This is a genomic window from Deinococcus sp. Marseille-Q6407, from assembly GCF_946848805.1.
Classification (GTDB): Bacteria; Deinococcota; Deinococci; order Deinococcales; family Deinococcaceae; genus Deinococcus.
In genome coordinates this window covers 58,770-69,975 of the sequence record NZ_CAMPFU010000005.1, presented here as the reverse complement: position 1 = coordinate 69,975, position 11,206 = coordinate 58,770, and the positions used below count along the sequence as shown (strand labels likewise).

General features: G+C 59.5%; 12 protein-coding genes. 10 read left to right on the top strand and 2 right to left on the bottom strand.

From position 1 onward, the window contains the following. Nucleotides 1–482: transposase (locus tag OCI36_RS11990; protein ID WP_261663422.1), on the bottom strand; the 482-nt coding region annotated here is incomplete at its 3' end. Nucleotides 483–877: 395 nt separating this feature from the next. Here OCI36_RS11990 and OCI36_RS11985 point away from each other — a divergent pair. The 8 genes from OCI36_RS11985 to OCI36_RS11950 all read left to right on the top strand — a co-directional run bounded on the left by OCI36_RS11985 (nt 878) and on the right by OCI36_RS11950 (nt 7,807). Further along, on the top strand, nt 878–1,384 hold the full coding sequence (locus tag OCI36_RS11985; RefSeq protein WP_261665312.1) for a hypothetical protein: 507 nt from the start codon (nt 878–880) through the stop codon (nt 1,382–1,384). Then, nucleotides 1,360–1,869, top strand: a complete 510-nt coding sequence (locus OCI36_RS11980; RefSeq protein ID WP_261665311.1) for a hypothetical protein — start codon at nt 1,360–1,362, stop codon at nt 1,867–1,869. Before OCI36_RS11985 ends, OCI36_RS11980 begins: the two co-directional genes overlap by 25 nt. Nucleotides 1,870–2,158: 289 nt before the next feature. Further along, nucleotides 2,159–3,301 carry an HNH endonuclease domain-containing protein gene (locus OCI36_RS11975; protein WP_261665310.1) on the top strand — a complete coding sequence of 381 codons (1,143 nt, stop codon included), beginning with the start codon at nt 2,159–2,161 and terminating at the stop codon, nt 3,299–3,301. A gap of 112 nt (nt 3,302–3,413) precedes the next feature. Beyond that, complete coding sequence (locus OCI36_RS11970) at nt 3,414–3,863, top strand: hypothetical protein (RefSeq protein WP_261665309.1); 450 nt, start codon at nt 3,414–3,416, stop codon at nt 3,861–3,863. A 79-nt stretch (nt 3,864–3,942) separates the two neighbouring features. Then, nucleotides 3,943–4,182, top strand: a complete 240-nt coding sequence (locus tag OCI36_RS11965; RefSeq protein WP_261665308.1) for a hypothetical protein — start codon at nt 3,943–3,945, stop codon at nt 4,180–4,182. Beyond that, nucleotides 4,179–5,591 (top strand): DEAD/DEAH box helicase family protein, encoded by a 1,413-nt coding sequence (locus OCI36_RS11960; RefSeq protein WP_261665307.1) that lies wholly within the window; start codon nt 4,179–4,181, stop codon nt 5,589–5,591. Before OCI36_RS11965 ends, OCI36_RS11960 begins: the two co-directional genes overlap by 4 nt. Further along, on the top strand, nt 5,578–6,795 hold the full coding sequence (locus OCI36_RS11955; protein ID WP_261665306.1) for a DUF790 family protein: 1,218 nt from the start codon (nt 5,578–5,580) through the stop codon (nt 6,793–6,795). The genes OCI36_RS11960 and OCI36_RS11955 overlap by 14 nt, the downstream gene beginning before the upstream one ends. 73 nt (nt 6,796–6,868) lie before the next feature. Continuing rightward, entirely contained in the window at nt 6,869–7,807 is a 939-nt protein-coding gene (locus tag OCI36_RS11950) for a DUF6454 family protein (RefSeq protein ID WP_261665305.1), read from the top strand. 43 nt (nt 7,808–7,850) lie between these two features. Here OCI36_RS11950 and OCI36_RS11945 read toward each other — a convergent pair whose 3' ends face one another. Next, entirely contained in the window at nt 7,851–8,804 is a 954-nt protein-coding gene (locus OCI36_RS11945) for a DNA/RNA non-specific endonuclease (protein WP_261665304.1), read from the bottom strand. Between the two features lie 612 nt (nt 8,805–9,416). On the opposite strand from OCI36_RS11945, the gene OCI36_RS11940 reads away from it, so the two are divergent. Both OCI36_RS11940 and OCI36_RS11935 read left to right on the top strand, forming a co-directional pair. After that, entirely contained in the window at nt 9,417–10,190 is a 774-nt protein-coding gene (locus OCI36_RS11940; protein ID WP_261665303.1) for a ParA family protein, read from the top strand. Continuing rightward, nucleotides 10,187–11,113 (top strand): ParB/RepB/Spo0J family partition protein, encoded by a 927-nt coding sequence (locus OCI36_RS11935; RefSeq protein ID WP_261665302.1) that lies wholly within the window; start codon nt 10,187–10,189, stop codon nt 11,111–11,113. Before OCI36_RS11940 ends, OCI36_RS11935 begins: the two co-directional genes overlap by 4 nt. The last annotated feature ends 93 nt before the right edge of the window (nt 11,114–11,206 follow it).

The following is an 11,206-nucleotide window of genomic DNA, read 5'->3' as shown; positions in this document are numbered from 1 at the left end:
CAGCGACCTTTTTTTTCCAACTCCGGGAGCACCTGTTCCCGCCAGGATGCAATCCGAAGTTCGTTCCGCTCAGCAGCCCGCCCATCTGGCATCTGTGGGCTGAACCCCAACTTTCGTAGGATTTTACGGACGTGATCATGGTGGTACCACACCTCGAAGTGCCGCCCGATCAGCTCTGCCACGCGTTTTGTCGTCCAAGTTTCGTCAGGAAACCCATGCTGCAGAGCACCCTCCCGCAGGAGGGTGCGAAGCTGGTCGTGCTGAGACTCAGTCAGCCGAGCAGGACGACCAGAGCTGACCGTCGCTTGCAAGCTTCCCTTCTTTCTGAGCCGAGCACTCCAAGAAGTCACCGTGAGCACGGAGACGCCGAAGTGAGCAGCAATTTCGCGGTGTGTGTGGCTGCCTTGCTGCAGCCACTCGGTAGCAGCCAGACGCCGCTCCTCAAGTTGGGCACGAGAATATTGGTTCGGTTGCCATTCCACGGTCCCTAGAGTTTAGCAGCGCATACTTACGCCGTTATCAATAAACACGGCACGCGCACTGGACCGGCAGGGAAAGAGACGGTGAGTTGCGTATAGTCCGGCCTACGTAGCGCACCCTGGCTTACCATTTGAGCGGCTGCGGGATGCAAGGCCGAGCCCTGACTGCAGAAATAGAACGGGTCATCGCCGCTGGGGACACCCTGAACTTCACCTACCGTCAGCCGAAACGGCAGCTGGATGATGTGGAGTGAGAGCGATGAATTCTCAACTTTCCTAGAAGCCAGGAATCCTTACCTGGATCCACAACAGGGAGAAAGGCCATCCGACAGGATTGCTGGAGGAAGCGGCAGCAAATTTTCTCTCCACTGCATGCGAAAAGTGTCAGGATAAAAAGTATGCGAAACCTCCTTTTCACGGCAGCCTTACTGCTCGCCACCTCCGCCTCCGCAGGATCGACCCCTATCCGTGAGCTGATGCAGGGCAGTGGAAGACAGGTACGTTTGGACAACAACATGCTGATGGTCGGTAAACGGACCAGCGCCGGCAAGGACATGACCATGGGAGTGGCGTACTACAGCAACGTGAAAGCCGGTCGCCTGGACGAGATCTACCTGCTGACCTTCCGCTCCTCCCTATCGGTCGCTGAGCTGGATCTGCTTGGAGATAACGTGGCGCGCATCGCCAAGACCTGCTTCAACCTTTCGGCAGACCGTAAGAGCGACATCAAGTCCTTCCTAAGGGTGTACAACGACCTCGGTCCAACGGTGAAAGCCACCAGCTTCGGACCCATGAAACTGGTTTTCGACCGGGGATATACAGAATCCGGTCCGTATACTGCGGTCCGCATGAGCCGTTATGGGACGCCAGGAGTTGCTCCATGGGTAAATTACTGTGTGAAATGATGAAAAAAGCGCTCTTCTATACCGCCGCTCTACTCCTATGTACTTCGTCTGCCCTGGCCGACACCCGTATTCCCGGCAGCAAGGTCTCCTACAACTCTAAGGGGGTCTATGTCGATGAGCGGTACGACACCATCGGCAAAACGTACCTGGCTATCCTCTGCAAAAACGGTGCACCTGAGATCTCCATCTTCAGCAAGAATGCTCTCGCCAGTGAACAGGCTTCTCCTCATATAGACGTACAGTGGACGCGGGACAGCGAATATCTCGGCACATCCGATGGCACCGTACGCCGTGATCGTCAGTCAGGCCAACTTTCCGTCTGGACCATGGACCGTTCTTACACCGCTGCTCTTTTCCTGGAAATGCATTCCGCAAAGTCGTCTCTCTCAGCCACTGTCTTCCGTGGTGGACTAAGCCCAGTCACCTTTACTTTCCCGACCAAAGGCATTCACACAGCGCTGCAAGCCGTCGACTACTGCCGTTGAAAATGGAGGAACCTCCTGTGAAAAAGTTACTCCCCTTCCTTGCCCTCTTCGCGCTCGCTCCAGTTCAGGCTCAAGCCCCACAACTGGGTGTAGCCCCTGCGACCAAAACGACCTGCCCCGCCAGTCACCCGGTCAAAGGCAACATCAACAGCAAGGGTGAACGCATCTACCACACGCCCCAGAGCCGCAGTTACAAGCAGACTCACCCGGAGCGCTGCTACAAAAGTGCGGAGGAAGCCCAGAAGGCCGGCTTCAGAGCGCCTAAGCGATAAAGAAACAGAAAGCAGCTATGGACGGAGCAGCGGTCAAGGTCATTCAGCGGGTGCTCAAGCATGACCGCAAGACGAACAACTACAAAATTGCTCTCGTCCGCGCGCTCAACGACCTGGCCCTGAATTACGCCGGAGTCAGAGGTCAGGGTGCCGGTATCGCCGTTTCACTTAAGCTGATCGCCGAACTCTGGATCGGGTATTACTGGCCCTTCATGAACCAGGAGATACCTGTCTACCAGGGCGGCTTCAGAGAGGGCACCGCCGACGTCGTGTTCAGGCGCGAACTCACTCAGCTCAAAGCACTCTGGCAGGCCAGTGATCTCGGTTCTGCCCGGCCCTCGGACGGCATCGTCTTGGTGTCGGAAGCGGTGAACGGTCAGCTGTCTCCTGAACTGCAGGCCAGCTATGCCAGGTGCGTCAAGCTCATGATCAAAGCTATCCAGCAACCTATCCGCTACGCTGGAGATGGCCCTTCGAATCACGGCGTCTTCAGCAAACCTCGAAAGCTGGCCGAACTGCCTCCCACGGTTGTGACTCTTCCGCAAACCGACCTGTCAGACCTCGTGACCGTGATCAGTGACGAGATGTGGGAGAGTTTCAAGTTCTACTCACTTTACGTGGAAGCCCTCTGTCTTCACGAATGGGCGATGTTCGTTGAAGCGAACGACCGAACCGGATCGGGGATGGATCGTGGTCAGGTCTACCTGGCCCTGACCGACAGGCCGGACAGCCGCAGACCGCTGAACTGGGAACGCAACCAGTTCGAGCTGATGATGATGGAAGGCAAGGACTTGCGGTGCTTCTGGACGGAGGTTCCCCTGAATCCCGGGAACTACGATGTCGATCACATCGTGCCCATCACGACGTACCCGATCAATGAATTATGGAACCTGGTCCCCTCGGAGTCCGAGTTCAACCGTCATCTGAAGCGTGACCGGATGCCCGACCTCTCCTGGCAACCTGTGATGCGGCAGCGGTTGCCCTACATCTACGAGTTGTACTCGGCCAATCCGCATCTGCACCAGACTCTGATACGCGGCGTGCGGCACCGCTTCCCCCAGGCCATCGAAAGTGCTCAGGATCTCTCCGAAGTTGCCATTGAACTGATCTTCGCCGTGGCGGAGTCACGCAATCCTCCGACTTTCAGCACAACCCTCTAACTCCTCTGGCCGGGAGCATCGAATCAGTGGGCTTGAAGGGGGAGTCACGTTGTTTGCATTGTGTGCCACTGAGTTCGGCCAGAAGTCTGCCCCCAAAACATATGCTAGAGCCATGAACAAACTCCTCTTCGCCTTCGCTGCCCTTACCCTCTGCTCCGCCGCACCTATCGCTCAGGCCGGTGGCTACGCCCCCGTGCTCAACACCGCTACGCAACCCGCCATCGTTCCGCAGGGCGATCAGGCTCCGGAGCAGTTCGTCAGGCAACCCGCCGTCGCCGCCAGACTCCAGGCCCTGATCGGCCCGGCTGGCTACCAGCACCTGCTGCACAACATGGATGTCCAGTCTCAGCTGCAAAACGATGCACGCACCTTCGTGATCACCGGTTGCCGTCAGCACGACTGCCCTGCCAACGGCTTCGTCCTGGCTTATGACCGTCTGCACGACGCTCTGCGGGTCTGGCGGGTAGCGGATGGACACGTGAGTGCGGCCAGCGAAGCCACCTGGCACGGTGCTCCCCTGCACGGCGACACCTTGCAGTACATCCGCGCTTTGGGACAGTAGATCGATGGTATGACTGGCAAGCATCCTAATAGCGTTCCATATCGCTCTATGGCATGGGCTGAACCTCTACACTTCAAAGGTGCAATTCGCTGACTGCAACGAAGCTGAAGTGGTCGTCGCGGACCCCCAGACCGAAGTGGTGGAGATCCTCTGGATGAACGACCGGGAAGTGCACCTGCTGCTCCCAGACGGCGAAGAAGCCGTCTGGCCCATCGGCTCCCTGGTCAGCCAATTAGAGGGCGTCGATCGGTTGCAGATTCAGGTCGTAGACGGAGACGTTGCCATCGTCGCTGTCCCTATCGAGGCCATCACCGCTTGAAGAAACCCGTCCTCCGGCTGGACCGCGGCACCCTGGTGATGCAGGAACCGCCGGAAGTGGTCAAGGGCCACTTCATCTGGGATGAGCGCAGCCAGTCCTACCGCGCCCGTGGTATGGCCTACCGCGATATCGCTCTAGAGATGAAAAGCGCCGGCATCAAGTTCGAGGACCGAGCGAAAGCGTTCGGAGACCTGGGACTGACCTACACCCGTGAGATCACTCCCTACCCGCATCAGAAAGAAGCGCTGGCTGCCTGGAAAGCAGCCGGACGGCGAGGAGTGGTCGTGCTGCCCACCGGAGCCGGGAAAACCCTGGTTGCTCAACTGGCGCTGCGGGATACCCCCCGCACTGCCCTGATCTGCGTGCCCACCCTGGACCTCCTGCAGCAGTGGTACAGCGGACTGCTGGCCGCATTCCCTGACACCAGCATCGGCCTGCTTGGGGGAGGCAGCCGCGACGAGACACCCTTACTGGTCTCTACCTACGACTCGGCGGCCATTCACGCCGAAGAGCTCGCGGGTCGCTACACGACCCTAATCTTCGACGAGGTCCACCACCTCCCCAGCGACTTCAACCGCTCCATCGCCGAGATGTCCATCGCGCCCTACCGCCTGGGTCTCACCGCCACGCCCAAACGCAGCGACGGCCGGGAAGCGGACCTGGAGCATTTGGTTGGGCCGGTGGTATATGCCGTGTCTCCAGAAGACCTTTCTGGAGACACCCTGGCCGACTACCGCGAAGTGATCATCCGGGTCAAACTTAGTCCCAGTGAACGGGAACACTACGACAGCCTGATGGCCCTACGTAACGAGTATCTCCGGAGATACGGCATCCGGATCGGCTCCACCGAAGGCTGGCAGGAGTTCATCCGCTCCAGCGGTACGCCAGAAGGCCGGCGCGCCTTCCTGGCCCACCGGGAGGCCAAGAGCGTCGCGTACGGCACCGAAGGCAAACTGCGGGTGCTCGAAGAGATCCTGGCGCAGCATCCGAGTGAACGCACCATTATCTTCACCAACGACAACGAGACGGTCTACCGCATCAGCCGGGACTTCCTGATTCCGGCCATCACCCACCAGACCCCCACCAAGGAGCGGCATGCGGTATTGGAGCGGTTCCGGGCAGGCGAATATCGCTTGCTGGTGACCAGCCGGGTGCTCAACGAAGGGGTGGACGTTCCGGAAGCCAGCGTGGCGGTGGTCCTGTCGGGGACCTCCACCGAGCGCGAGCACATCCAGCGATTGGGCCGCATTCTTCGCCGGGCCGAGGGCAAGCAGGCAGTGCTTTATGAGGTGATCACTGAAGGCACGACCGAAGAGCGGGTCAGCCAGCAGCGCCGGGGACAGTGGCAGCCCGGAGGTCTGCCGGACGCCGCCATCTCCGGCTGGGAGGACCTGAATGCTCCCCACTGAACTGCTGACGTTCCAGGTGAAGGGCGGCGTGGTGGAACCACGCCGGCTGAAGCCCACGCCCGGCAACCTGGAACTGGCCGAGACCCTCATCGGTATCTTCGAGCAGCACCTGGGTCATCCACGCTTCGAGCTCGACGAAGCGCTGGCCGAACTGGAGCGGGGACGCCGGGGAATCAAGGTGATCCGGGGGATGGCTCATCTCCTGAGTCAGCAGGCCAGCTTCGAAGCTGCGGGTGCGGCCGAACCATCCGCGGTCCGCGAAAAGGTCTTCGCGCTCGCGCAGGAAGGGGTCCCCAGTCGCCGGCGAACCTCGCAGGTGCTGGAAGCGGCCAGAAGGCAGCTGGGCATCGACGATGGGCAGGATCTCCGCCATCTCCTCTACGCCGACCTGAGCGATCAGCAGACCATGACCGAAGCGCCGGGGCTCTCCCCCACTGAACTGATTCAGCGCTACGACCTCGCCAATACCCAGGGCCAGCTTTACCGGGCCTACTCGCTCGTCATCACCGCCAGGCGCAACGAGCCGGCTCGTTACAAGCAGCTGCTCAAGTACACCAAGCTGTTCGGGTTGATGCTGACCGTGGAGGGTGATCCGAAATTCGGGTTTACCCTCACCATGGACGGACCTAGCAGTCTGCTGGGTTCGACCACCCGCTACGGTCTGGCGATGGCCAAATTTCTGCCAGCCCTGCTGCATGTGACCAAATGGGACCTGACAGCGGAGGTCAAAGCCCGCAAGGACCTGGCCTGGGTCGATCCCAAAGACGACCTGTGGACCCTTGAGCTCACCAGCGAGGACGGCTACGTCAGCCACTACAGGGCCCCCGAAGAGCACGACAGTGCTCTGGAGGCGGGATTCGCCGACCGGTTCGAGAAACTGAAGACCGACTGGACGCTGGAACGGGAGGTGGATCTGGTGCCGGTTCCCGGGGGCGTGATCCTGCCCGACTTCCGGCTGGAGCACCCGGACGGGCGCAGTGTGCTGGTGGAGATCGTCGGCTACTGGCGACCAGAGTACCTCAGGAAAAAATTCGAGCTGCTGCGCAAATCGGGCCGCGAGGACGTGATCATCTGCGTGTCGGAACGACTCAACCTCGAGAAGGCCGGAGTGAAGCACTCCGACTTTGAAGGCCGCATCGTCTGGTTCAAGGGCGTGCTGAAACCTCAAGAGGTAGTGGAACTGGCAGAAGGAGTCAGTCGCTGAGGTCGTGACTGACCGAACCCGGGCTCCACGTCAGTAGACAGTCGCCTGACCATTCTTCCCTACGCTCTTGCCCATGCTGAAACGATTGATGCTTTCCTGCCTGGCCATGGTCAGCACCGGCACCGCTTTCGCGGCCCTTCCACAGGTGCAGTCCGACCTTGCAGCTCTGGGTCGCGGCTCCAGCTGGACGCCTGCTGGACAGATCACCCTGGCATTCGAAACCCACCATCCTCAGGGCATGCTGAAGATTGGTGACCGCTACTTCATGAGCTCCGTCGAAATTCAGGAGCGTCCTGAAAAGTACCAGCAGCCTCAGGGCGGTATGGACCGCAGTCCGGGTAAAGGGCGCGCTCACCTCTTCCAGTTCGATCAAAACGGCAAGCTGCTTAGGGACATCGTGCTGGCCGAGGGAGAAGGTGACATCTACCATCCTGGAGGCATCGATACCGATGGAAAGTACATCTATGTACCGGTGGCTGAATACCGTCCGAACAGCCGCTCGGTGCTCTACCGGATCGAGATCAAGACAGGCAAAGTCGAAGAAGTCCTGCGTTACAACGACCACCTGGGTGGCGTCGTCATCGACCCGGTAGGCGGCAAGCTGCATATGGTGAGCTGGGGATCCCGTCGCTGGTACAGCTGGGATCTGAACGGTGCCGGTCTCCCCATCACGGCAACGGCGCGGATGCAGGCCAATCCGCTGAGCTACATCGACTATCAGGACTGCCATCACATGGAAGGTGAACTGGCACTCTGCAGCGGTGTTGCCTACATGGGAGGTCATCCCAGTGGCGAGAGCATCGGACTGGGCGGCCTCGAAGTGGTGAACTTCAATGAAGGCCGGGTCGTCGCCGGTTTCCCAGTGCCCCTATGGGACCCGGTCAAAACCGACGGCGTGACCCGCGCCATGGCCACCAATCCCTTTACTGTCTGGAAAGCGGACAAGGGGCTACGGTTCGCGTTCGCGCCTCATGACGGTCAAACCGTGGTGTATCTGTACGACGTTAAGTGATGAGCTAAGAGTTGCGAGGGAGAGATAAACTCTCCCCTATTTCTTATTCGCAGGCCACCCCGTCTCCATCCCTATCCATCGCTGCGCGGTACCCAGGCTGACCCCGGCGCAAAGGTGCAGCTCCCGCCGCTTTCGCTGCCGCACAGTTGGCATAGTAGGGTGCGTCGTTCCTGGGCGGTAGATAGGCCGGTTGAGCCGCTGGCCTGGGTGGGGTGGCTGGACGCACTGCCGGAGTACTGCCGATCTGTTTTAAAGGAATCGCTCCTGGGCAGAGCTTGCCAGGTTGAGCCGCATTTAATGGCAGACCCACACTGAACTCCGGCCAGTAGGTTTGCAACTCCTTGATGCTCACTTCGTACTGTCCGTACTGCTGACCACTGAGTTTGTTGATGGCTACGTTCGGCATGACCCACAGACGGTAATCCTGGCCGTCGGTCCACATTTTGAAGAAGCTGGCGGGGATGGTCACTCTCCCCCGTCCGTTCAGGCTGCCTGATTTACCCAAGGTGCCGGTAAGGACCGTCAGCTTGCCGGTCTGTTGGGCGCAGGCCCGTGTGGCATCCTCCAGACCGTTCCAGGCCTGCTGGTTGAAGCTCGGTTCCTGCGGGGCGATATTGCTGAGCAGGAACGAGTTGCTCATGGCAGTAGCGCTGTACTTGAAGTCCGCAGCTGGGGCCAGGTGTCCCCGGTCGTAGCCACTGCCACGGTAGTCGTTGAGGTCTGCGCGGGCATTCAGGGGCAAACGAACGTCCGCCCGGAAGTCGTCCTCGCGGCTGACGTTGCCCTGCAGCTTGGCTGGAGTCAGAACCTCCACCACCAGGCGGGGAATCCGGTCGGTCAGCGAGTAGCTTACCTGGGAATCGGCGGTGCAGAGACTGAAAAGCTGCTCTCCGCGGTACACGCTGGTGACACGGGCCGACTGGTTAAGGCAACCCGTGGATTGAGCCTGCGCAGCAGTGGCGGCCAGCAACAGCAGCAAAGGAAGGGCTTTGTTCACAGGGGCATCCTACTGGAGCGTTCTGACGCATGCCTTTCTAAATAAGCTGTTTGGCTCGGGAAATCATTTAAACCGACAAGGGTCTATGAGCCTCCAGGCGTCCGTTCCCGTTCCGGCACAGTCCGCCCCAGACGCCCGACCGACACCTCGCCCCATTCCAGGTCACTCAGGGCTTCAGGCAGCCCCTCGGCCACCATCGCTGGAGCTTATCTGCCCTTCAGCGAGAGTTGGAAAAACGTCATGTTGCCAAGAGCAAACGTCGAAGTTTCGACACTTGCCGGCAATCTATTTTTGCGTTCTACACGCCCATCCGTCTCAAGAGCGTGATCTGTGGCGACGTCGCCACAACTGGACAGCCGGGGCGTAGGCGGAGGACATCACTATAAGGACGACAACCTCCTTGTTCACGGAAAGTTGGTCAGAAGCGACCGTGCCCAGGGCAACGAATATGAGCGGTAGGGCACTTACCGAAAAGCTATTTTCTGCGTTCCGGAGGCAGATCAGCTTTGAACAACCTATTTGTGGCGACGTCGCCACAAACGCATCCCTCCATGCGCCCTGACTCTGCGCCAACAGATTTGAACCTGTCACCTCAAGCAGGCAATATGAAGTATGACGAAGAGAACGCAGGTGCTGATGGCCTTCAACCATGCTGGGGGAGCGGCGAAAACATCCACCGTTAGGGATGTTGGCTACGATCTGGCACAGCGTGGATTCAAGGTGCTGCTGATCGACCTCGATCCTCAGGCCAACCTTTCCCAGTGGCTGGGGCAAGGCAAAGCCGAGCTGGAGGAGTCGGTCAAGAATTCGCTGGAGCACTACACCCCCTTGCCTAAACCAACCGAAGTTCATGGGATGTCCCTGATTCCCAGTCATCTGGAACTGAGTTACACCGACATGGCGCTCGGAGGCTATCCCAACGCGGAAGGGCGGTTGCGCCGGGCGGTAGATCAGTTGCGTGAAGAGGGAACCTACGACTTTATCCTGCTTGATCCGCCGCCTTCACTCGGCAAGCTGACGGCCAACGCTGCCAACGCTGCCGATTGGGTGATCGTTCCTATCCCGGCCCGTTACAAAGGCATCGTCGCTCTTCGGGGAGTGCAGCGGATGCTGGAACAATACGGGTACACCAACCCCAACCTGAGGATCGCCCTATACGTCATCACTCAAATGGACAACACCTCTCACGCCAAAGAGGCGGTGGAGGTATACCAGGAGGCACTGGGAGATCAGTTGGCCGGCCTTATCACCCACCGGCCAGCCGTCTATAACCGCTGCCAACCTGAAGGTCGTCCCGTCGGAGCGATCGCAGCAGACGCCGAAGCAAAAGAGGAGATCCGTCTGCTGGTGGATCAGCTACTCAGCCGCATCGGAGCCGGCGCATGACCAAGCGGAAACTCAGTGCCGGAATGATGCAGGCCCTGGAAGAGACCAAGTCGGTCGCGCAGAAGATCGAAGATACTCAGGGCAAACGTTTTCCACTGGAATACCTTCCGGTCGGGGACATCCGGCCTTCGCCCTTCCAGGCCAGGTTGGACTTCACCGGTCTGGAATCCCTGGCAGAAGATATCCAGGCCAACGGAGTATTGCAGCCCATCCTGGTCCGCACCCTACCGGGCGGGGGGTACGAGTTGGTCGCAGGAGAGCGCCGGCTTAGAGCTTCCAAGTTGGCCGGTCAGCCGAGGATCCCTGCGATCGTCCGTCCACTGGAGGACCGGCAGGCCAGGCTCTATAGCCTCAAAGAAAACTTGGAGCGGGAGAACCTCAATGCTTACGAGATGGCCCATGCGGTGATTGATCTGGTCAGTCTCTCGCTGGGCAAGGAGACGCAAGAAGTGATTCAGCTGCTGAGTCAAAGGCGTAATACAGTAGAAGAAGTCGTCACGTCGGCGGAAGAAGCTCTGGGTATTCTCGGAAAGGACATTTCACTGCCCGGCTTCCAGCGCCATTACCTGCCGCTCCTGCATTTGCCCGCTGGACTCCTGAAAGCGCTTCGCAGCGGCGCCCCCTACAGCGCGGTGATGGAACTCAGCCGTGCTTCTGAAGAGCAGCAGGCCACCTGGCTTCCCAAGGTGTTGGCAGGAGAGTGGGGCGTACGCGATATCCGGCAGGCACTAAAACAGGAGAAGCCAGCCCGTGCGACAGCGGGTACGGAAAAGGACATTGATCTGAACGAAGAGTTCCGCACACTGCGCTCCCACTTCAGCGCCAAGCAGCTGGCCAGTCTGGATACCCGTAAGAGGAAGAAGGCCCAGAAACTTTTGCAGGAACTCAGGGCGCTGTTCGAAACCGAGCAGTCAGCGAAATAGGTAGCGAGGTCCAGGGGTACCTTGGACGGGTGGCGGTTCCTGTCAGCCGTAGCTGCGTTAAGGCCATCACTCTGTCCCTTCGGTGAAGACATC